Source organism: Firmicutes bacterium HGW-Firmicutes-1 (genome assembly GCA_002841625.1).
Taxonomy (GTDB): domain Bacteria; phylum Bacillota; class Clostridia; order Lachnospirales; family Vallitaleaceae; genus HGW-1.
Genome location: PHAG01000013.1, coordinates 93,202 through 117,342, shown reverse-complemented (window position 1 = coordinate 117,342; position 24,141 = coordinate 93,202). Strand labels below are relative to the sequence as shown.

The 24,141-nt window shown below is 36.3% G+C and carries 14 protein-coding genes and 4 pseudogenes (2 of these 18 cut by a window edge); 15 read left to right on the top strand and 3 right to left on the bottom strand.

Features of this window, described 5'->3' with window-relative positions; all coding sequences use genetic code 11:
- Positions 1 to 13 (bottom strand): annotated as a pseudogene (locus tag CVU84_15485) (hypothetical protein); it reaches 218 nt to the left of the window's first position.
- Between CVU84_15485 and CVU84_15480 the strand changes: the two are divergent.
- The 3 genes and pseudogenes from CVU84_15480 to CVU84_15470 form a co-directional block, all read left to right on the top strand.
- A pseudogene (locus CVU84_15480) lies at positions 1 to 1,260 on the top strand (hypothetical protein); it begins 60 nt to the left of the window's first position. The pseudogenes CVU84_15485 and CVU84_15480 sit on opposite strands and share 73 nt — an antisense overlap.
- 20 nt (positions 1,261 to 1,280) lie before the next feature.
- Positions 1,281 to 1,571, top strand: a pseudogene (locus CVU84_15475) (hypothetical protein).
- A 920-nt stretch (positions 1,572 to 2,491) separates the two neighbouring features.
- The gene (locus tag CVU84_15470) at positions 2,492 to 2,803 is read left to right on the top strand and encodes a hypothetical protein (protein PKM93574.1); all 312 of its coding nucleotides are present in this window, start codon (positions 2,492 to 2,494) and stop codon (positions 2,801 to 2,803) included.
- Between the two features lie 84 nt (positions 2,804 to 2,887).
- On the opposite strand, the gene CVU84_15465 is transcribed toward CVU84_15470, so the two are convergent.
- Positions 2,888 to 3,556, bottom strand: coding sequence for a competence protein (locus CVU84_15465; protein ID PKM93573.1), 669 nt, complete (start codon positions 3,554 to 3,556; stop codon positions 2,888 to 2,890).
- 344 nt (positions 3,557 to 3,900) lie between these two features.
- Here CVU84_15465 and CVU84_15460 point away from each other — a divergent pair, with 344 nt between their 5' ends.
- From CVU84_15460 to CVU84_15445, 4 genes are all read left to right on the top strand, one after another.
- On the top strand, positions 3,901 to 5,172 hold the full coding sequence (locus CVU84_15460) for an adenylosuccinate synthase (protein ID PKM93572.1): 1,272 nt from the start codon (positions 3,901 to 3,903) through the stop codon (positions 5,170 to 5,172).
- Between the two features lie 1,314 nt (positions 5,173 to 6,486).
- Positions 6,487 to 9,054 carry a hypothetical protein gene (locus CVU84_15455; GenBank protein PKM93571.1) on the top strand — a complete coding sequence of 856 codons (2,568 nt, stop codon included), beginning with the start codon at positions 6,487 to 6,489 and terminating at the stop codon, positions 9,052 to 9,054.
- On the top strand, positions 9,054 to 9,986 hold the full coding sequence (locus CVU84_15450) for an ABC transporter ATP-binding protein (GenBank protein PKM93570.1): 933 nt from the start codon (positions 9,054 to 9,056) through the stop codon (positions 9,984 to 9,986). Before CVU84_15455 ends, CVU84_15450 begins: the two co-directional genes overlap by 1 nt.
- Entirely contained in the window at positions 9,983 to 10,843 is an 861-nt protein-coding gene (locus tag CVU84_15445; GenBank protein PKM93569.1) for a hypothetical protein, read from the top strand. The genes CVU84_15450 and CVU84_15445 overlap by 4 nt, the downstream gene beginning before the upstream one ends.
- Positions 10,844 to 12,062: 1,219 nt before the next feature.
- Here CVU84_15445 and CVU84_15440 read toward each other — a convergent pair.
- Positions 12,063 to 12,164, bottom strand: a pseudogene (locus tag CVU84_15440) (base plate wedge protein).
- Positions 12,165 to 12,988: 824 nt separating this feature from the next.
- Between CVU84_15440 and CVU84_15435 the strand changes: the two are divergent.
- The 8 genes from CVU84_15435 (at position 12,989) to CVU84_15400 (ending at position 24,068) form a co-directional block, all read left to right on the top strand.
- Positions 12,989 to 13,951 carry an AAA family ATPase gene (locus CVU84_15435; protein ID PKM93568.1) on the top strand — a complete coding sequence of 321 codons (963 nt, stop codon included), beginning with the start codon at positions 12,989 to 12,991 and terminating at the stop codon, positions 13,949 to 13,951.
- Between the two features lie 2 nt (positions 13,952 to 13,953).
- Positions 13,954 to 14,820 (top strand): hypothetical protein, encoded by an 867-nt coding sequence (locus tag CVU84_15430; protein PKM93567.1) that lies wholly within the window; start codon positions 13,954 to 13,956, stop codon positions 14,818 to 14,820.
- Positions 14,821 to 14,848: 28 nt separating this feature from the next.
- Positions 14,849 to 16,642, top strand: a complete 1,794-nt coding sequence (locus CVU84_15425) for a hypothetical protein (GenBank protein ID PKM93566.1) — start codon at positions 14,849 to 14,851, stop codon at positions 16,640 to 16,642.
- Entirely contained in the window at positions 16,626 to 19,430 is a 2,805-nt protein-coding gene (locus tag CVU84_15420) for a von willebrand factor type A (protein ID PKM93565.1), read from the top strand. Before CVU84_15425 ends, CVU84_15420 begins: the two co-directional genes overlap by 17 nt.
- Positions 19,431 to 19,599: 169 nt before the next feature.
- Entirely contained in the window at positions 19,600 to 20,646 is a 1,047-nt protein-coding gene (locus tag CVU84_15415; protein ID PKM93564.1) for a hypothetical protein, read from the top strand.
- A gap of 106 nt (positions 20,647 to 20,752) precedes the next feature.
- Complete coding sequence (locus CVU84_15410; protein ID PKM93563.1) at positions 20,753 to 21,526, top strand: hypothetical protein; 774 nt, start codon at positions 20,753 to 20,755, stop codon at positions 21,524 to 21,526.
- Positions 21,504 to 23,252, top strand: a complete 1,749-nt coding sequence (locus CVU84_15405; GenBank protein PKM93562.1) for a hypothetical protein — start codon at positions 21,504 to 21,506, stop codon at positions 23,250 to 23,252. Before CVU84_15410 ends, CVU84_15405 begins: the two co-directional genes overlap by 23 nt.
- A 237-nt stretch (positions 23,253 to 23,489) precedes the next feature.
- Positions 23,490 to 24,068 (top strand): Uma2 family endonuclease, encoded by a 579-nt coding sequence (locus CVU84_15400; GenBank protein ID PKM93561.1) that lies wholly within the window; start codon positions 23,490 to 23,492, stop codon positions 24,066 to 24,068.
- Positions 24,069 to 24,141 lie beyond the last annotated feature (73 nt).

Here is a 24,141-nt window from a genome sequence, read left to right as displayed (position 1 = left end):
ACCAAAGCAGCAACACCAATGCCAAGTGCAAGCACCAAAGCAGCAACACCAATGCCAAGTGCAAGCACCAAAGCAGCAACACCAATGCCAAGTGCAAGCTCGAAAGCAGCAACACCAATGCCAAGCTCGAATACGAAAGCAGCAACACCAATGCCAAGTGCAAGCACCAAAGCAGCAACACCAATGCCGAGTGCGAGCCCGAAAGCAGCAACAACAACGACAAGTGTAAGCCCGAAAGCACCAACAACAACATCAAGTAACAGTATAAGCAGTAGCAACAAAACAACAACTCCACCAACAATAGGAAAAAATACTGGAAGTTATACAGATTTCAAAAAGATAGATACTAAAATAACAGGAAGTTACGCAACCTTCAAAATGTTAGATACTCAAATAACAAGTAGAAACAGTAAGCTGACTCCGGAGAGTAACAAGAAGTTAACAATTTCAATGCCAGGTAGTAGCAATAAAGTTGTAAAACAAATGCCCTACGCGAATATAAAAAATGTAAAACCAATGCCATTTGCTAATACGAGATATGTAAAACAAATGCCATTACCTGGTGGAGGTGATGGAAAGTCGCTTGAAAGAGGACTAAATGCATTGCAGACAGTATTGGATGGAGTTGGGCTAGTCCCTGGGTTTGGAGAGATAGCAGATGGAGCAAATGCAGTAATATATACAGCAAGAGGAGATAAGATTAATGCTGGATTATCCTTAGCAGCATGTATACCAATTGCTGGCTGGGCAGCAACTGGAGGAAAGGCTATAAACAAAGGTATAAAAGCAGTTGATGCAACAGGAGTAATTGTCAAAAATGTATCAAAAGAAGCTACAGAAAAAGTAGTAAAAGAAGCAACAGAAAAAGGAACTAAAGTAGTTTCTGAGGGAACTAGTGGAGCGTTAAAGGGTGGGAGCAAAGCAGATGTTCTTAAACAAAATAAACTTAATGGAGATGCTTTTGAAAAAAGCTTAAGTAAGGAATTAAAAAAGAAACAAAACGATGTTGTTTCGCAAATTACAATAAAAACTGATAGTGGGGTAAAAACAAGAGTTGATTTTGTAGGAAAAGATAAAGCAACAGGGAATATAAATCTTACAGAAGCAAAATCATCATCTACCGCTCCGTTAACTAAAAATCAAAAAAATGCATATCCAGAAATTGAAAAGAATGGTGGAATAATAGTAGGGAAAGGTAAGGAACCGTATACGGGTGGTACCCAAATTCCACCTACGAAAGTTGACGTTAGACGAAAATAATAAGAAGGGAGCAATGAAAAATGATTGAAAAAATAAGTGAAGTAGATGCTATTGGAATAGATAATCAAACAGGACATGTTGGTTTAACTATAAGTGATAATATGGGCTGGAATAATACTGACGAGCATTTAGAACTACTTCAAGAAAAACTAAACAGATATTTGAGTTTTATAGAAAGTGACGAAATTTATGAAGCTTACCCTAATGCAGTTGGACGTAATATAGATATACACATTTACTCAAAGTATAAAATTCCCAGTGAAGGAATGGATTTTATTATCAAAGCAGAGGAAGTGATAAAAAAAGCAGGCTTTGTATTATGTTGTTTCCAGTGGGCTGAGGACAATGATATTGATGAGGATGATTGGAAACAAATATTATAAGAATGGCAAGGGGACGTTTTTTAGTGCCTTATAAGAAATTCCAACTAATTAACCCTTCCGCCGCCGCCCAGCTCACTCCTTCTCAACCCAAAGCCTTACCACACTCACCACCCACAGGGCGAAACTGGACAGGCGGATAGGCTAACGGCATCAGATGGCTACTGGCAAATACGAAACTACAATAGACTGGCAAACTAACTGCCATCTAAGACACAATAAACCAATCTAAAACACAATAATACCAAAAACTAACGGGCTTATAATTGATGAAAAACCATCAAATATAAGCCCTGTATCTTTTGCAATAAAACTAAAAAGTATTTTAGTATTATTGCTTACTCATGTTCGCCACAGCGACAATTTACTTATCCAAACAGATAACAATTCTAATATTTACACACTGCGAATTGTCACTGGTGGCTAGCCTGTCACATTAATACTATTTAATAAATGCAGAAGTCAAACTTAAGTAGAGATAACCTTTTAACCGTATTCCTTGCCATACAAAGTTCCGTGGCTATTCGTTGTTTCTTAACACCATTTTTATGTAGTCTCTTAACTGCGATACAGTGTTGCACATCTCTCACCTCGATTCTTCCTCCTTTCATAATTGTTATGAAAAAAGAATATACCATGAAACCGTAAGTGGTCAATTTTATAAGTTAATTGGTGGTCTATTTTAATTGTAAATCAATACTAATATCACCCATTTCACTTTCAATAGATGCCGCTAAAACCATTTTAAGCCAGAGCCATACAACCGTCGTCACTGCCGCTTGAGACCACGTGCCTTGACATAGTTGGATAAGGATAGTATGATATAATAAAAAATTTCAGGAGGACGATTCATGCAATTTGAAGGCGTAACGATCATTAAAAAAGCAAATATATATTTCAATGGCAAGGTAACTAGTAGAACAGTTTTATTAGAAAATGGTGAAAAGAAAACCTTAGGGATTATGCTTCCCGGAGAATACGAATTTGGTACGGATTCAAAGGAAGTAATAGAAGTATTAGCAGGAAGCATGGATATTATGCTGCCTGGTTCAGAGGAATGGGTGACTTATTATCAAGGTGATTCTTTTGAGGTTCCAGAACAAAGCAAATTTAAGTTGAACATCAAAGAAGTTGCAGATTATTGTTGTTCTTATATACACTAATTAAAGCAAAAAATTCACTTATGCAGAAAGTTTTCGGGTATCAAAAAAGGCGTCTCTACTTGAGACGCCTTTAAATTGATTAGATTATAGAATCAATAACACTTCTAATGCTTTATCTTTGATAATTGTGTCAAAATGTTCATCGTAATAACTAAGAGCAGATCGTTTACACGGTACTTGCACAGCATATTCGGAAAGAATACCTCTAAGAATCTTAAAGGAATTACGATCTATTGAAGAAGATATTAGAGATAAGTAATAAGTATGATTACTAGGATCTTTATAAAGTGAACTGTTTTCAATTGAAAAAGGGAATAGTCTTGTAGCTATCGCAGTTGTAGCATCTAATGTATCAAACTGATATACTAGAAATGTAGGCAAGCTTATTTGAGCATCGTCTGACTCTACAGATGTATGTGCTTCTTCTTTTTCCGCAGCTTCTTTTTTCTTGAACTTACGAGTGTCTGCCATTGGTAGTCCCGTAAATTTATCTTCTAGTTCTTCTGGATTATCTACTTTAGTTATAATAAGCATAATACTATCTGTTGATAGGGGTACTGCTTCAATCATGAGCGGCACATTTTCTACTTCAAAACCAAATTCATTAGAAGCTTGATCCATCATGTCCTTGAAAAGCTCTTGTGCTTTTTCGGTTCCATAAGCCAATTCACTGACTTTGATTTGTCGTGAAAGCAAATCTCCCTTGTTTAAAAAACATTTTATCTGGTTGCTATTTACCTTTTCAATCTTCATAAGATCACTTCCTTTCGGGTGTCAGTTCTATGTTAATATATATATATTATATATCGGTAAAAGATGATAACGAACTTAGAAACATTTACATGTATATCTATATATATAGTATAATCCATCTAGGTAAAACTGTAAAGAGGATATTGCTGTAAAATAGAACCCCGAATATTTTTGAGATATTTATATTAAATGTTCGGAAAGGGCTTGATTTATGCTGCTAATTTTGATATTATCGTAGGGGACTAATCATAAGAGGTCCTTTGATTCATACCATTTTTCCAATTTAGATTAGGGGAAGGTGGTAGTAGTAATTTAGTATCCTTTACAACGAAAGGGGATAAAACATGTCAGCAAAAGTAATTATTGGAGCCCAATGGGGCGATGAAGGCAAAGCAAAAATCATTGATATATTATCACAGGAAGCAGAGGTTGTTGTGCGCTCCCAGGGAGGAAATAACGCAGGTCATACCGTTGCAGTAGATGGGAAAGTATATAAATTTCATTTAATTCCATCAGGTATTTTGTACCCAGGTACTCTTTGCGTAGTAGGAAATGGTGTAGTGATTGACCCAGAAGGTATTTTAAAGGAAATAGATAATTTGCATTCAAATGGCATTACAACAAATAACTTGAAAATTAGCTTAAGAGCGCATTTGGTTATGCCTTATCATAAAGAATTAGATGGTGCTACAGAAAACTACAGAGGATTAGATGATATTGGAACGACTAAAAAAGGTATTGGACCTTGTTATATGGACAAGGCAGAGCGTTCAGGTATAAGAGTATGTGATTTATACAATCCTGAAGTTTTCAAAAAAAGAGTTCGTGAAAATGTAGAAATCAAAAATGCAATTATACAAAAGGTTTACAATATGGATGTAAGCTTTGATGCGGAGAAGATAATCGAAGATTATCTAGTATATGCGGAAACACTTAAGCCATATGTGACCGATACAACCGTACTTGTTTATGAAGCGATTAAGGCAGGGAAAAAAGTGCTCTTCGAAGGTGCACAAGGAACGCTTCTTGATCTTGATTTAGGTACGTACCCTTATGTAACTTCTTCTCACCCTGTTTCGGGTGGTGTTTGTATAGGCGCTGGTATCGGCCCAACAATGATCGATGAATGTATTGGTGTAATGAAGGGATATGTTACACGAGTAGGTAAAGGTCCGTTCCCAACTGAGCTTTTTGATGAAGTTGGAGATAAAATTAGAACGGTTGGGCAAGAATTTGGAACGACTACAGGTAGACCAAGACGTTGTGGTTGGTTCGATGCTGTGATAGGAAAGTTTGCAGTTAGAACGAGTGGTTTAACTGGGATCGCATTAAATAAGGTTGATGTTATGGCAGATATTCCGGTTGTGAAAATCTGTGTTGCTTATAAGAAGGGTGATGAAATTATTAAGGAATTTCCACCTAGCTTAGAAGATTTGGCTTTGTGCGAGCCGGTTTATGAAGAAATGCCAGGTTGGGGTCAGATTGATCATATTAAAACTTATGATGAGCTGCCACAAAGTGTGAAAAATTATGTGATACGTATAGAGGAATTGTGTGATGCTAAGGTAACTATGATTGGGGTAGGACCTAATAGAGAGCAAAATATTTACGTGTAAGACGTAGTGGGCAAAAACGATAGATTTTAAGATGAGAACATTTATATTTATTTATAGGTGTTCTTTTTTTATTGTAAAACATATATAATTTCGGATGAATTTGGGTTGGAGGAAGAATTGGTGAAAGTGGAAGACGGTCAGAATTTTAGCTTGGGCTAGCTGCCTTGGGCAGAGGTATTGGGGGTTCGTTCTGCCCTCCCTTGCACATCCTGTGCAAAAGGTCGGTTCGCTTACTTAGGTTGCATATGCGAGCAGCAAACTTGTTTGCGACCAGCACCTGTGCGCTTCTGAACGAACCCCCAATACCTCCACCCTATAAGTTATACGTAAATGGGTGCTAAAATTCTTCGGTATTTGTTTTGGGTTTTGTTAAAACCATTTCGTAAAGCTTAATGGTAAAGGTAAGAACGTATCGACATAGATTAATAGGTAAGGTATAAATATATTGCCAAACATCAGTAGGTAAAGATATAAACATATCGCCAAATATTAATAGGTAAGGGTAGAAACGTAAAGTCAAGCACTAATAGGTAAAGGCATAAACATATAGTAAAACACAAATAGCGAAAGGTAATAAATTTCGTTTTATAAGAATTGTTCAAAATTTTAATTGCAATCTTAAGTATTTAATTTCGAAAATATTCATTGTTAAAGATTGTTGAAACGTTTTACCTTTAGAATAAATATTTATTGTGGGTTTCTAGAAATTAAGGACGTTGATATCATATTTCGCAGTTTAATACTTTTCAACGTACCATAACATAAAGCATATAAACCATGTACATTAACAAATATAAACGCTCTTTTCCACTTTAAATTACGATACAGAGATAAAGAGGGTATACTATGTATTTGTTAGTGGAGCAGGATGCGGAACGGCGTGACTTAACCCGCATGGACGCGGGTTGGAGCGAAAAAAATACGTAGTATACCCTCTTTGTCGACAACCTATATACGCTCAAAGTTTTATTTTTGGACAGCGCTTATATATAATGAAGATTCTTTATCGACAGCACGACAGCCTTACTAAGTAACTAGGGTTCTTAACAACAACGTATCTTGCTACATTATCTTAGTGAAAACGTATTAATATCCTCAATCTTTTGTAATAATCCCGCTGTAATTGTCTAATAAAACACCTCAATATAAGCATAAATTTAATAAATATTTAATGTTATTTAAAAATTTACTATGATATGATGATATAAGTTGATTCTAGACTTGAAAAATTTTCCAAAAGTTGGGAACTAAACATCATGTTTTAGCGTCTAAGTACATAAATTGAATTTACTATGAATAAGGAGAGTGCTGGAGATGTTATTTAGAAAGATAATGGGTGTTTTTCTAGTAAGTACGTTCGTTTTATTGATGTTCACAAATTGTACAGCTAATAAGATTCCAAAAGGACGATTAGAGGTTGAAACACAATTTGGTTATAACGGTACGGTTAAAATATCAACGGGGAATCCCCTAGTTGCTACGATTAAGAACAATGGACCTGCTTTTGAGGGGGAGCTTCAAATTGAAGTAGAAGATTCAATGATGAGTAAGGTGATTATTGCACAGCCTTTTGAGATTGCGGAGAATGCAACCAAGGAAATTGCGATAGATGTGCCATTGTACATAATTCAAAAGTCATTTAAGGTGAATGTGACTTCGAAAGAAAAGAAGTTATATGAAGAGACGATTAAAGCAAGTAAAGTGTTATCACCAGATAGAAGGGTAATGGCAGTTGTTACCGATACGCCAGATGCCTATAGATTTCTAGAAAACACCAAAATAAGTGGTGGGTATGTGGATCCGGGTATGTATAAGTATGCACAATCACAGTATGGTGGGTCAATGGTAACAACCCAAGAGACTACGACTTTAGAATTACAAAACCTTGAGGTTTTATTTTTCGATAGCTTTGATCAGTTAGATTCTGCTGAGAAGTTAGGCTTCTTTAATTTTATTTATATCGGGCATAATCAAAGCTTAAGTATTTCTGAGGAGGTTGAAAACAATCTTCAAAAATGGATGACGGCGGGAAATGCACTTGTTATTGAAACGGGTGCGGACTATAAGAAAACAAGTAGTGTATTACCAGAAAGCCTAAATCCAATTGAAATTAGTGGTATAGAAAATAAGCAAATAAAAAATCTATGGTATAGCTTACCGCTGGATGATGCAATAGATCTCGCTACAACAAATGCTATAAACTCAATAGATACTGCAATCATTGAATTTGAAGGAACGAAGGTTGGAGCGAAAACGACCGTAGGGAATGGTTCGGTGATCACGCTTTTTGTTAATATGGCACTTGAACCTATTGCCTCATGGAATTCAAAGGCTCCATTTGTGGAAGCAATCCTTGGAACGTATGCAATCAATAGCAATTATCAAGCTATTGATCCATACTATGTAAGCCAATTTCAATATTTAGTTCAACAGGTACCTTCGGATAAACAGCCTCCATATATATTTATGGTTATTATTCTTGGGATTTATATATTTTTGGTAGCACCGGTCGCCTATTTTGTTTTAAAGAAAATGGATAAAAGAGATTTTGCTTGGATAGGTATACCACTGCTTGCAGTTGTTTGTGTTATTACTATGTATACCTTTGGGTTAGGAACAAGGCATAATAATGCGATTATGAATAGTATTTCTGTACTTACTGCAAAGGAAGAAGAGTCGTTTATGAATGTTACGAGTGACATTATGATTTTTAATAATGAAAGAAATAAATTAAAAATTGAATGGAGTAACAACGAAAATCTTAAGCTAAACAATGTTCAAATGGATGCCTATTATATGTATAATGCAGATCCAAATGCGGGGAAAACAGAGAAAAAGATCACTGGTAAAATCACTAGGGGTAACACAAATATATATGAAAAATATAATGCTGGTTTATGGGGATCGACCTATATTTCTGGGGATAAGAAAATTCCTTTTGAAACCAAAAAGATGATAAAAATGAAAATAATCGATGATAAGGTTAGCATTTCAGTTACGAATACAACGCCATATGAATTAAAAGATGCTTTTATTCAATGGGGTATGGGAAATATATTTATTGGAGATTTGGCTCCGGGTGAAGAAAAATCAATTGATCAAGAGATCAGCAAGTCTTTGTATGTTAATTTTGAGACATTTTTGGATAAGGAAATGGGTTTGAAGCCTTTTGATTATATGAATCCACCAACTAAGGAGCAACAGAAAGACAATAGAAGATTTGAAATTTTGCTACAAAGATATGTATATTATAATCAACAATATATGCCTACTGGAAGCTCGAATAATAATATAGATGAAGTGAAATTATGCGCCATGAACTATCAGGACGTAGGATATGAAATCAAGGTAAATGACCAAGAAACAGAAGATTTCGTTACCAATATTATAGAAATTACGACAAAAATCGCATTTGATAAGGGTGCAGAGGTTAGAATACCTAAGGGTATCGTTTCGCCAACAGTCCTTTACTATCTTGACGATAAATACATTAATATTGGTACCTATGAATATCAGTCCTATGATCAATATTATAGATTATACGAGCAAGGAATCCTTGAATTTGATTACCAAATTCCTTTTGGAATGGAGGTAAGCAAAGTTCAAATTGAGTTGGGTGAAGTTTTCAATGAACAGGATTACTATAATATAGCAAATGGGCAAGCTGCAACACCAAAGAAAGATATCAAATATAAAATTTTCAATGCGAAAGATAGTATATGGGAAGAGATAGATAGAAAGCTAGTCATTACAGATAGCAAATACATTAGAGACGATGGACATATTTTATTTAGAGCAGATGTTAGAGGAGATCAAGGAGAATATTCATATGCGCAAATGATGAAGGCTCCAAGTATTTCAATTGAGGGGAGAGTGAAGTAATGATAAAAGTAGAAAATTTAGTGAAACGATATGGTAAATTTACTGCTGTTGACAGTCTATCATTTTCTATTGGCAAGGGTGAAATATTCGGCTTTGTTGGTTCAAATGGAGCGGGGAAGACAACTACCATGAAGGTAGCCGCAGGATTGTTAAAGGCGGACCAAGGGACTATTTTTATCAACGGCTTTGACGTTCATAAGCAACGAAGAGAAGCGAAAAGATGCATTGGTTATATGCCCGACTTTTTTGGAGTATACGACGATTTAAAAGTTACCGAATATATGAACTTTTATTGTGGTGTACATAAAATACCTGTTGCTGATAGGAGTAAAACCATTGATAGTTTAGTTGAGTTGGTAAATCTAACAGACAAAAAGGAATCCTATGTTGATGACTTATCAAGAGGTATGAAGCAACGCCTTTGTTTGGCAAGAAGTTTGATCCATAATCCAGACCTTCTTATTTTAGACGAACCAGCATCGGGGCTAGATCCTAGAGCGAGGGTTGAATTTAGAGAGATATTAAAGGAACTTAAGGATATGGGGAAGACCGTATTAATTAGCTCTCATATTTTACATGAACTATCTGAAGTTTGTACCTCGATTGGAATTATCGACGGTGGAAAAATGATTGCAATAGGTACTGTGGCTGAAATTCAAGAGAAGTTGAATCATTTAAGTAGAGTGAAGGTTAAAGTGTGTAGCGATTTTTCACTTGCAGCTTCCATATTAAAAGAGCAGCCACAAGTAACAGGAATTGTTGAAGCAAACGGCTATATAGAATTCTCCTTTGCAGGAGAAATACAGCAAAAGGCAGATTTGTTGAAAACCTTAGTTGATAAACAGGTTAGGGTAACGCATTTCGAAGAGACTGCTGGAAGCCTTGAATCAATATTTATGCATTTAACAGAAGCGGGGGAGGAACAAAAATGATTAATCCAATACTAGAGAGAGAACTTAAAACAAGAATGAGAACTTGGAAAACTCCAATCATGCTAATGATTTATTTAATCATAATAGGTATTGTTGTGGCACTGTTCTTTGTCATAAATGAACAAAGAAATAGGTACGGATATGGAGGTGGTGGAACCTTCGACCCAACCATTGCAATTAGAATATACAATTTAATTGTAATTGGACAGTTTATTATTTTAATGCTGGTTCTTCCTGCTTTTACTGCCACAGCCATTAGTGGTGAGAGAGAAAGACAAACACTTGATTTAATGCTTTGCACGGATTTATCACCCTGGAAAATTATCTCAGGTAAAATAACTGCTGCGCTTTCGTTTGTTTTTTTACTGATTATCGCGTCTAGTCCATTTATGAGTATTGTATTTTTATTTGGTGGCATTACGATGTGGGAGATTGTCAAGGTTATACTATTTTATATGATTACTTCTGTATTGGTGTCCTGTATTGGATTGTATTGTTCAACACGCTTCAAAAGAGTGGTAACTTCAATTATTATTACTTATTTAATCATGGGAGTTTTGTTTGTAGGGACATTGATTGCGTATGGAGTTTTTATGATGGTTATGAGCTCTAGACAAAATGTTGATTTTATTACCAAATATAGTTATGAAATTTTACTAGCGTTTCTTGGACCAAATCCTGGATTTGGATTGGCCTCCTTTTACTTAGGAGATTACCTATCCGTTTCCTATTGGCTTAATATATCAACAGGCACGTTTAAAGCAGTACAGCCTTGGATGATTAGTGTGGCTTTTGATGTTGTTGTATCTGCTATATTAGTAGTACTTACAAAACTTAGATTAACCAAGATTAGATAATAATGAAATATAAATAGGGTGTGATTACTTTGAATGAAAAGAAGATTAAACAATGGGTGAAACCTGTAAGAAAAAAACTGCATATTGAGAGGTCAATAAATACAGCCTTTAAGCTTTTCTTGCTTGGAAGTGTTATTATGGTGCTCATTTCGATTGCCACTTACTTTTTACCTATACCATTTGTAGAAAAATGGTTAATAGGCGTTGGGGCTACTTGTCTCCTATTACCCGTAATTCAAGTACTATTCATGTATCCAAACATAAAACTGACGATTGTTAAGACTGATTTGCTTGGATTTAACGAGCGATTTATAACTGCCTGGGAATTAAGAGATAACGAAACCATTGAAGCTGTACTTCAAAGAAATGAACTAGAGGAATGCATCAAAGGTAAAAATTTAAGCAAGATATATAAGTTGAAACCTAAATACAAAAATCTTGCAATTAGCCTTTTGACACTATTGATTGCTATAGCAATTTTATTTATCCCCTCCCCAGCAAGATCTGAAGCAGCAAAAATTGAGGGGCTTAAAGATCAATTAGAAAAGCAAATCGATAAGTTAGAAGCTGAGAAAGAGAAATTATATGACAAATATGATGTGCCAGAAGAGAAAAAAGAGGAAATGAACAAGAAGCTAGAAGCGCTTATGAAGAAGCTAGAAAAATCTAAAACAGAAGAAGAAGCGCTTAAAAATCTTGCAATAGCAAAAAATGAAATGAAAAAACTAGATCCGAAGGAAGTCGCAGCAGAGCTTAAAAAGTTAGGGGAGAACCTAAAAACCGAAGAGCTTAAAGACTTAGCGGACTCGTTGAAGAATGAAGATCTAGAGAAAATTAAAAAAGCGCTTGAAGAATTAATGAATAACAAAGATGCAGAAGCCTTAAAGGAAGTTGCAGAACAATTAAGCAATGAGGAGCTTAAGGAATTACTAGAAAAGTTGGCAGAAGGTATAGAAAAAGAGGATGCTGAAGCAACACAAAAGAGTTCAAATGCCTTGAGTAAGATGCTAGATTCAGCCCTTTCAAAAAGCGAAAGTTCATCTAGTATGAGTAAGTTTTCACAGAGCATGCAAGCTGCGATTAATAAAGCAGGGCAACAAATGGCATCAGGTGCTTCCATTAGCGAGCTAGCATTTAGTTCAAGTAGTAGTCAAAGTTCAACTAGTAGTACTAGTGGAGAGGCGTCTGAAAGTGGAGATCCTAGCGCTGGAAGTGAAGGTCAGGGAGAAGGACAAGGCGAAGGACAGGGAGAAGGAGAAGGACAGGGAGAAGGGCAAGGCGAAGGCGAAGGACAAGGACAAGGCGAGGGTCAAGGACAAGGCCAAGGTCAAGGATCTGGCTCAGGAGCAGGTCAAGGTTCAACGAATGAAGACGGTGGTTATGGTGAAGATAGTGGTTCAATTTCACATAACAGCAGTACAGGCGAGGGTAAACAAGGCATTTATGAAGCTCTTTATCAACCCGATCATCTTGGTGGAACTTCCGAATCCTCATTTGTCAAAGGACAAAAAGGCAAGGGAGGACAAAGCGCTTTCGAAAACGTTGAAGGGGCTCCAATTGAAAAAGGAAGCCTTGTAAGCTACACTGAAATCTCAGGTAATTACAAACAACAAGCCTCCCAATCAATGGATACAATGAGCGTCCCATCAGTAATGAAAGATTTAATAAGAGATTATTTTTCCAGCATAGAGTGAGGTAAAGGGGACAGGCACTTTTGCCTCAGAGGTAAAGGGGACAGGCACTTTTGCCTCAAATAAGACAAGAAATAGGGGGCAGGTACTTTTGTTCCAATAAGCCTAAATAAAAAAAGGGCAAGACAAAGGGTACAGGTACTTTTGTCTCAAATAAATCTAAACAAAAACATATGACAAGACAAAGGGTACAGGAACGATTGTTCCAAATAAGTCTAAATAAAAAAGAGGGTAAAGGGTAAGACAAAGGCAAAGGGGACAGTCATTTTTGCCCCAGATAAATCTAAATAAAAACATATGACAAAGGGGATTTGGCTTTATGGAGAAACGACGAGTGAAAGGCACCGTCCTCATAGCCACACCAGCATAGAGTAAGACAAAAGTGCCTGTCCCCTTTGACCTGTCCCCTTTGACCTACCCATTGACCCAACTAAAATTGAAAGGATAGCGAATGATGGAGCAGTTAGAAAAAGTAGGCAATCTTGCCGCGAGAATAGAGGAAGAGGTTTCTAAACATATTATAGGTCAGAAGGAATTGATTAAGGATACGATTATATGTCTAATAGCAGGAGGGAACATGTTACTTGAGGGTGTGCCTGGTCTTGGTAAGACAAGGCTTGTAAGTACGCTAGGGGTTGCCCTTGGTTTAGACCATAAGAGAATTCAGTTTACTCCTGATTTAATGCCAGCTGATATTACTGGAACGAATATTTATAATAAAGAAACGGGAGCCTTTGAATTTCAAAAAGGGCCAGTATTTACAAATATTGTTTTGGCGGATGAGATTAACAGAGCTACACCTAAGACACAAAGTGCAATGCTTGAGGCGATGCAAGAAAAAACAATTACCTCAGGGACTACGACTTATAAGCTAGAAAAGCCATATTTAGTTATGGCAACCCAAAATCCAATTGAGCAAGAGGGAACGTATCCGCTTCCAGAAGCGCAAATGGACCGTTTTATGTTTAAATTAAATGTTGAGTTTCCAACTGTAGATGAACTGCTTAAGATTGTTACATTAACGACCGGAACGAGCGAACCAGAAATTCAAGTAATCACTGAAGCAAAGGAACTTCTTGAGGTGCAAGCCGCAGCTAAGCTAGTACCAGCGGCACAACCTGTATTAGAATATGCAATGAAGCTAATTGCTGCAACTCATGCGGATTCAGAGTTTGCGCCAGATGTAGTAAAAAAATACGTTCGATGTGGTTCAAGTCCTAGAGGGGCGCAAGCAATTGTTGCAACAGCCAGAGTTCGTGCCTTAATGGAAGGACGCTTTAATATTGCCTTTGAAGATATTAAAAAAATGGCATATCCTGTGCTTAGGCATAGATTATTGCTAAATTTTGATGCGATAAGTGATGGAAGAGATGCAGACAGTATCATTACTGAATTATTATTGAGCATAGAGGCGTAATCATGGAAAAGAAGAATGTCTTAGATCAGGAGTTTTTAGATTTGCTTAGAACCATGGTGCTAAAATTTAATTTATCCTTAAAAGATGGCAACCTTGGAGGGAATCGCTCTAAGGCAAAGGGAAGCTCTGTAGAATTTTCCGATTTTAGAGAGTACATTCCAGGGGACGACTTTCGTAGGATTGATTGGCGTGCACTTGCTCGTTTTGAAAAAGTATACATAAAGCTATTTATGGAAGAAAGGGAAGCACCAATCACCATTTTTGTTGATAAAAGTAAGTCTATGGACTTTGGCTTAAAGCGAGAAACGGCGATTAAAATGGCAGCTACCTTTGCCTTTTCAGCATTAAAGGAATACGACTCGGTTTCTACCATTATGTTTGATCAAAAGGCTTCAAGCTTCGAGATCAATCAAAAGGGTCAACCAGCCTTTTCGAAAATCATGAATTTATTAGAGAATACTACGTTTTCACAGGATAGTGACCTTTATAGTGTTTTAAATAGTTGGCAACCAAGGTTTAAGAAAGGCTTAACAGTACTGATTACTGACCTTATGTTCGATGCTCATTTAGAAGAGACTATGAAGCTGCTTACCTTTAAAAAACAAAAGATTATTCTATGTCATGTTTTATCCCAAGAGGAGCTTTACCCAGAACTAGAAGGAAATTTGCGTTTAATCGATAGTGAAACAGATGAGCATATGGACATTTTAACTGGTACGGATGCAGTGAATCTTTATGCACAGACACTTTCACATTATATAAACACAACAAAAGAAGTTTGTTCAAAATATAAAGCAGACTATTTGCTCCTTAACAGTTCAAAGCCAGTGGAACAGCTGTTGAAGCAGCTTCATGTTAAAACGAGTTAACGACAAAATAGATTAGGAGCACCACACTATGGGGTTTTTTAACATTGCAGGTTTAACCGCGTTAATATGCCTGCCAATTATTATCATTTTATATATGCTACGACCTAAAAACATACCCTATTCGCTACCAAGCCTTTACTTGTGGAAGATGATGTCAAATGAAATTGAATCAGCTTCACAGTTTCAAAAGCTTAAGAGTAGCTTATTAATGTTTTTACAACTTGCCATAGCGTTACTCATTGCATTTATGCTAGCAGGTCTATTTATTAAAAATAGCCAAATGCCAGATAGAGTTATATTAGTTGTGGATTGTTCTGTTTCTATGAAATCAACAGATATAGAACCTACAAGAATGGAATATGCCAAAGAACAAGCAATTACCTATATCAAGCAGTTAAACAAAGAGGCTCAAGTAACACTTATTTCCTTAAAGGACATACCAGAAATTCTCTTAACAGATGAAACGGATCACAGTCTAGTGGCATCCTCAATTAAGGACTTATCTGCTATTGATGCTTATAGCGATATAAATCTTGCACTTCAAGCAACGGCAGCTTTAAAAAAAGACGAAGGTACAACGATTGTTTACTTCGGAGATAGAGCTTTCCCGGGTGCTGAAAATGTAGTCGTTTCAAAAGACAACAACAATATTGCAGTTCATAATATTGCTTATACAATATACACAGGAGCCACAGAAATGCGAGTCCTAGCAGATATAACCAATGAGAGTGAGACGAAAGTACACGTCCCCATTAGCTTATATGCGGATGAGTTGTTTTTAGATGCAAAACAGGTTGAAATTGAACCACATGAAAGTGCGAAGGTGTTTTTTGATAAGGTGCCGCTAGCAACTAATGAGCTTAAGGTTCAAATTGACCGTGAAGATAACCTGGTAGTGGACAATATCGCTTATACGACTATTGCAAAAGAGCAAATCAAAAAAGCAGTGTTGGTTACAGGGTCAAATGTTTTCTTGGAAAAGGTATTTAAGCTTAACAAAGGCATTGAATTATATCAAGCAGAACCTAAGGATATTGATACATTAAAGGGGTTTGACTTATATATATTTGACGGCGTATTGCCGACAACTTTGCCAACGGATGGTGCAATTCTGTTATTTGATCCTCCAGAAAATACATATTTTGAAGTTCTGGGTTATGCAGAAAATCCTGAGCTCTTTTCGGCAGGTCATGAAATAACTACGCATCTTAATAAGCCTGATTTTGCAATCGGATCTACGCAAATATATGAAGTACCTACTTGGGCTGATGATGTACTAGATACGGAGTACGGAGTCTGTGCTTTTGCAGGTACGTATCATGGAGTTCGAATTGTGACCTTTGGTTTTGATCTTCATAGTACTGACTTGCCTTTGGTCGTTGATTTTCCTATACTTATGACCAATGCAGCCGGCTATTTAATTCCTAATAGCATGTTATATTCCTCAAGCATACCTGCAGGAGAAGGAATGGGAGTTAGAATTCTTCCAAATACGGAAGAGGCTTACGTGTTAAATCCTGAGGGCTTGAAGGAACATTTGGATATTTCTAATGAAGAAACACTTTATAAAAACACAAATTCAACAGGACTATATACACTCGTGCAAGTATCAAGTGAAAAAGAAACAATAGAACGATTTGGGGTAAATGTGCCACTAAGAGCAGCTATTGAAGAAGAAAATTCCGAAGCTACAAGTAATAAGCTTGAGGTAAGCAATAAAAAAAGCTTGTTTATCATATTAGGTATGGTTGTTTTGGTAATTACAGTGGCAGAATGGTTTATTTATCACTATAGGAGGAAAATCAATGCGATTAAACTTTGAGTACCTTTACCCGTTATGGCTTATCCTTCTGGTGCTGCCGCTTATCATATTATCCTTTGTGAAATATGCAAAAAAGACCACTAGGCAAAAGGTTTTCTTAGTTTTAAGAACGCTAACTGCTTTTTTAATCATATTATCAATGTGTGGAGTGAGTCTGGTGAAAACTGCCAAGGACACCACCACTATTTTTGTGAGCGATTTATCAGACAGTACTACGGATCGTCAAAAGCTTATTGAAAAATTCATTTCAGATGCATTAAAATCAAAGGAAAGCAATGACTTGACAGGAATCATTGGTTTTGGTGCAGATAGCTCGACTGAAAATGAGCCATCCAAACAAACGATTTTTAACGGGTTTCAAACCTCTATAGACGGAAATTTTACAAATATTAGTGGTGCTTTGCTCCACTCAGCAGCGCTTTTCCCACCAAATACGAAAAAAAGAATGGTACTGATTACAGATGGACTTGAAAACGTGGGGGATAGTGAAAGACAAATAAGAGCCTTACAACAAAACGGAACAATTGTTGATGTATACCCAATGATTAAGGGTGATTTTGAAGAGGTTCAATTAAGCCAAGTACTCGTGCCTGAGAAAGCAGGAAAAAATCAAGTAATTGATATTGCAGCTCACATAGAAAGTAATATCAAAACAAAAGCAACAATTTTACTCTATGCAGGAAACTCCATAAGGCATGAACAACAAGTGGATTTAGATGTTGGAACAAATAAATTTATATTTACGGACACCGTTTCTTCTGGTGGAGTTCTTTCTTATCGTGTTGAAATTATCCCGCAAAAAGATACGTACATGGAAAATAATTATTTATCTTCCTTTGTTACGGTCAATGACCAACCAGTTATTATGCTGATCCAGGATGAGGATGGTCAAGGTGAACAAATCATTAAAATGTTAGAGGAACATGTTACCATCGAAGTAAAAGCACCAGAGGAAGCCCCTCAAACATTGGAATCCCTTATCAAATACGATGGTTTCATTCTCGCAGACATTTCCATAGAAAGGTTTAGCGCAGAGTTTTTATCAAATTTAGAAAATGTAGTGAAGAATCAAGGAAAAGGCTTGTTGGTAACGGGAGGAGATAGTAGTTACGGTCCAGGAGGTTATTATCAAACCGTTCTTGAAGAAATGCTTCCAGTTAACATTGATGTAAAACCAAAGGAAGAAAAGCCGAACCTTGGGTTGGTTCTAGTTATAGATAAGTCTGGTAGTATGACAGACGGTCAATACGGTGTTTCTAAGCTTGAGTTAGCCAAAGAAGCTGCAATACGTTCAACGGAGGTTCTAGAACCCAAGGATATGCTTGGCGTAATTGCCTTTGATGATTCGACAAAATGGGTTGTAGACCTTCAACTAGCAAAAGACAAGCAAGCCTTACAGGATCAAATTGCTACAATAGTCCCCGGAGGTGGTACTAGTATTAGGCCATCCTTAGAGGCTGCAGTTGAGGTGCTTATTGATGCTGATACGAAGCTGAAACACATTATATTATTAACAGATGGTCAAGCAGAAACATCAGGCTATGAAAATGCAATTAAAAATTTAAAGGACAATAGTATTACCTTATCTACAGTAGCTGTTGGTAAGGGTTCGGATAAATTATTACTCAAAACTTTAGCGCAGGCAGGAGGAGGAAGATACTATTTAACGGATGAATTCTCTGACATTCCTTCGATATTCACAAAGGAAGCCTTTATGGCAGGTAAGAAATATTTAAATAACATAACCTTCTCCCCAACCCTAATAAATTGGTCTCAAATAATGAAGGGGATTGAAGCGGTTCCAGAATTAGATGGATATGTGGCAACCACAATAAAAGCTACTTCAAAGCTTCTACTTGCTGGACCTGAAGACGATCCGATCTTAGCAACTGGACAGTATGGCTTAGGAAGAACCATTGCCTGGACTTCAGATGCCAATGGTTTATGGACAGGTAAATGGCTCACTTGGGAGCAGAGTCCAAGCTTCTGGACGAATTTGATTTCTTGGATGGTCCAACAGGATATGGATAAGAAATACAGCGCTCAGACGAAATATGAAGGTGGTAAAGGTGTAATCACTGTAAAAAGTATAAGTGAAGAAGCTGTATCTGCCTCTGAAATATCGGGTATTTTAGTTACTCCTGATGGTGAGGAAACGGAAGTTATATTAGAAGCAACAGCACCAGGTACTTATACCGGAACCTTTGAGGCTTCGGGTGAAGGCGTATACATGATTAATATGCTCCTAGAATCAGAAGGAGTGACTGAGAAAATAGTGACAGGTTTAAATGTAGGATATTCGCCAGAATACGACTTTTATAGTGATAGTGGAATTACCCCTGAAAGAATCGCGGAAATTTCTGGAGGGAGAGTGCTGAAGGATGCCAAAGAGGTATTTAAGGGTGAAGTACCACCAGTGGTAGGTAGCAACAATATTAGCAACTGGCTGCTTTTGCTTGGACTAATCTTATTTATGAGTGAGATAATCATAAGAAAAACCAACGTAAGCTTCGCATTTATTGACCGATTTATCAAGAAGCTTTCCAGCAAAGGAAAAGAAATAAAAAATAGCATTCAATCCTATAAAGCAACGAAAGCCGTATCGCAAACAACAGGTACTGTCCAGGGATCAATTAAGCAAAGCACAAAACCTACAAAAGAAAAACGAGAAAACGAAGCGAATTCCAAAATAAATGAGAAAAAAGAGAAAAAAGAGGCAAAATCACCTGGGGTAGACAACAGCCATATAGATGTTTTGCTGGATAAGAAAAGAAAAAGGGGTCAATAATCCAAAAAACCAATATTAGGATTGACTTATTTTCAAAGAACATTAGAATAATAGGTAGAGATATGAAATTCGGCTATCAAATTACGATCTTCGTTACCTGTATGCAGCTTTTCAAATCTTATGTAGAATTATTTATTAAAAAATGGGATAGAAAATAAGTGAGGCCGATATGTTATTTGACAAAATTAATGAGTACTTTATTGAACGAGAATTTGAAAGAATTCCAACAGATAGTGAAACGGTTAAAATGTATGCAACTTACCAAAAAAGTAGCTTGTATTTAATTAACCTAATTGAACTAGACCATAATTATATATTAGATATTCAAAAATATATGCAATACAAGATTCTGACAAAGAATCAATTTACACATATCAATTCAGACAAGGTGATTTTGGTAAATATAATTTTAATTGATGATGCTAAGCGGGTTTATGATGAGGTGAATATACCTCCTCAGCTTGAAGAAGATTTCATTGATATTAATTGGATTATTGATACCTCAAAGAATGAATTGGTGATACCTAGCAATCAGATCAATAGTGTGATTCGTCTTGAAAAGGACCTAGAAGCAATTATTGGGGCAGATGTGGTAGTACGACTGAAATTGACAAAAAAAGATAGATTACCTATCCTAACACTACTTCTTATGTTAATAAACATAGGAATATGGCTAGCCATGGAAGCTCTAGGTGGCTCCTATAACAGCGAGGTGCTCATTCAATTTGGTGCGCTTTACGCACCATTGGTTATTGAGGGTGGGGAGTATTGGCGACTTTTTACAGCTAATTTTATTCACATAGGTGCAACACATTTGTTTTTTAACTGCTTTAGTTTGTTTATTTTTGGTTCTAGACTTGAAAAATATATTTCAAGGCTACAATTTACAGGCGTTTACCTTGGAGCAGCATTATTTGGCACAGGATTTAGCTTAACAAGTCACTTGTTTATGGATACATATGCAATTTCTGCCGGAGCAAGTGGAGCAATATATGGTTTGATAGGAAGCATTATTATATGCTCCAAGCTATCGGGAAAATCTATCGATGGACTAAGCGATTATATCATGATCATTTTCTTCATTTTAGGTATAGCAATCAGTATTGTCAGCCCAAATGTTGATATAAGTGCTCATATTGGTGGATTTATCGGCGGTATATTATTTACCTTTGCCGTACTTAGAAAAAGTAAAGACAAGACGCCGGCACTTGAATAAAAAACACCCTCAAAGCGGAAACTATTTGTACTAACTGGAGCTGTGCTACAGAGTTGGTAAATTGCAGAAGCAATACAAATAATTCCATCCGAGAGGTGTATAAATAATGTTAGATTACAAAGATACAGAAAAGCTATGTCAGCTGGATACAAAAATACTGAACACATTTTTAGAGTATAGAGCGCTACGGTTTCAGATTAATACGGATGCAAGTAAAAAAGCGTTAGATATCATGCGGCGTTACATAAATCAGTATTATAAGGAAGATCCTTTAGAAGAAATCAACAAAAGCTTTTTAGAACGATTTTATAGCTCTTTCTTACCTTGTCATTTATTAAGATTAACTTATAAAGATATAGAAAGCCTATCGATAGAATGGGCAATGTTTTCGGATTTTATTAGCAATAGTTATCATATCACTTCTCTGAAAAGGTTTTGTAAAGATGTATACAAAGACCATGAGAATGAGCTATTTCGAATTTTATATCTCATAAAAGAGGTAAGAAAATATGGTGAGGTACCCGTCCTTTGCTGGGAACCATTTATTATAGACATGAAATGCTATAAAAATATGAAAAGCAAGGAAAATGCCTTTGCCAAGTACATTGTTTATGATCAAGGTTATTTTAAAATTGAAGATAAGTTAGGAAATAACATCATTTTCATTAAAAATTCCCCGGTAAAGACCTATTATAAAATTAAAATAGATGTGCCCGTAGGTGAGGAAATGAAAATAGGTGATATTATTCATATGAGTATTAAGAGAAAAGTTTTTTCGACAGCATGGAACATGGTAAATGTGAAAGCGTATTTTGACCAAAGCGCAGGTGAATACTTAAATTTAGGAGGCAATAAAGATGAAGCAAGCAAAAATAGCTGAAATATATAAAGAGTGTTCCACCTTAATTACTGAACAAACACAGGAGATTCATCAACTGGTTTTGGGGACAGGTAATTATGACGCGGGGGTACTTATTATCGGCGATGTACCAACCAGTGAGGAAGAGGATGCAGGCATACCTTTTGTAGGAAGAGCAGGCAAGCCTCTGAATGACTGTCTTGAAGCACTTGGTATTAAAAAAGAAGACGCTTATATTACACATTTGGTCAAATATCGCCCCTATAAAATAAATGAGAAGACTGGACGAGTGGTTACAAGAGCACCAAAGAAAGAGGAAATACAATTTTTCCTACCATATTTACTAGATGAGATTGGTATTATTTCACCAAAAATTATAGTAACGCTGGGTGCAATGCCGTTACGAGCGTTAATGGATGATAATCGTTTGCAAATGAACGCTGAGCACGGAAAGGTGAGAACAAAATATATTAACAACCGAGTCTATAAAATTCTCCCATTTAGTCAAAATGTCTTAGATAGGGACGACGATGAAGTTCATAATGAAGACATTGAGGTGATTAGGAAGCTAATAGATCATGCTCGTGTTGATAAGGAGATTGTTAAGGAAGAGGTAAAAACAACGGATTCAGTTTATACCATATCCCCTAAAAAGGTGAAACCTAAGCCAATCAAAACTGAACAAAAGTCTTCTAAGCTAAAGGCAATTATCATCTACGGTGGGGATGGATATGCGGATGATCCTACCTTAGTTGCAATAGATCGAATAAGTAATGTATTGACAGAATTAAATACAAGTATAGTACGATTTGATTTATATAAGGATAATTACGATATTCAGGAATTCTTTGTCGAACTTTCAGAAGCTAGAGCAGTCGTCATTGCAACCACGGTGGAATGGCTAGGGATTGGTGGATACTTACAACTGTTTTTAGACAAATGTTGGAAATACGGGAATAAAACTTATTTTAGTGACGTTTACTTATTTGGTGTTGTAATTAGCAAGCAGCACTATGAGAGAGATACATATAATCATTTAATTAAATCATGGGAACTGCTTGGTGGAGTTGAAGGTGGTAACATCTGTGCGAATATAAAAAAATCCGTGGAGTTAGAAACGAATGTAGCGATGTTGAATTCTATTGATAAGAAAACGGAAGAGTTTTATAGAATAGCGCATCAAAACAGACCGAATTTACCGACTAGTATTCGGAATAATAAGATATTTATGGAAGTTTCAAGTGGAAAAGAGAATGATTATACCTATACTGAGACGGTGTGGGATAATAATAATGGTATAGCAAGACAGGATTATGAAGGGCAAGATACGTTTATTCCTAATTATGATGCGTTTATGGAAAAGCAACAGAAGGATATTGAGGATATTGCTAATTTATTTAAGCAGAAGCTTAGTACGAAAGAGATACAGGCTACGAAAACTGAGCCGGAGATCTTTAAGGCCGCGTTTATTGGTGGGGAAGAGGCTGTTAGTTGTAAGATTCAATGGATTATTAATGATAGAGCTAATAAGAATTTTGTGATGGATTTGAGGAATGGTAGGTTGAGTGTTTATTTTGGAGCGGTGACGGATTTTAATACGATTATTCATTTGGATGAAGAGGTTCTGGGTAAGGTTATGGATGGGAAGATGACGGTGCAGAGGGCGTTTATGACTGGGGAGATTAAAGCCAAGGGGGATTTTACAATCGTTTATAAACTGGATGGGTTGTTTGATTTGGCGAAGTAGAACTAAAAGGCCGGAGGTATATGTTCATTTTTCTGGCCTTACCCTTCGGCCGGTCTGGCGAAAAATGAACATATACCTCCTGGGGTCAGCTTATAATAATCAAAGATAAAAACACCAAGCACAAAGTCGAACGACTAAATGTAAATACAATACACAAAGTCGAACGAATAAATGTTAACGTAATACACAAAGTCGATCGACTTTGTGTATTGGTATTAAGATAAAGGAGTGGGTTTTGTGTCATTTTTGCAAGAAAAAAAACAATACACATATGCGGATTACTTAACATGGTCGGAAGATGAAAGATGGGAAATTATTGACGGCGTACCTTATTTGCAAGCAGCTCCATCACCATCACATCAATTAATCACCGGTGAGTTGTACCGACAGTTTGCAAATTACTTGCAAGGAAAGACTTGTGAGGCTTATCTTGCTCCGTTTTGTGTTAGATTAACAAATGGTGATGAAAAGCAAAATGAAGATATTAAAAAAGTTGTTGAACCGGACATTACTATTGTTTGTGATAAATCAAAGATTGATGAAAAAGGATGTAATGGAACTCCGGATCTAATAGTTGAAGTAATGTCTCCTTCTTCAATTAAACATGACAGAGTAATAAAGTTTAATAAATACGAACAGGCTGGAGTTAAAGAATATTGGATTGTTGAGCCAGAAGGAAAAATCATCAGTGTATTTACATTGCAGAGTAGTGATAGGTATGGTAGACCAGAAATATATACAGAGGATGATAAAGTAACAGTATTCACATTTCCGGAATTAGTTGTAGATTTGAGCATTGTATTTCCAAAAATATAGACATTATAGGTAGGTTCATAAGGTGCACCCCAAACATTAGATTCGTGACTAACATTTTGGGGTGCACTTTAAA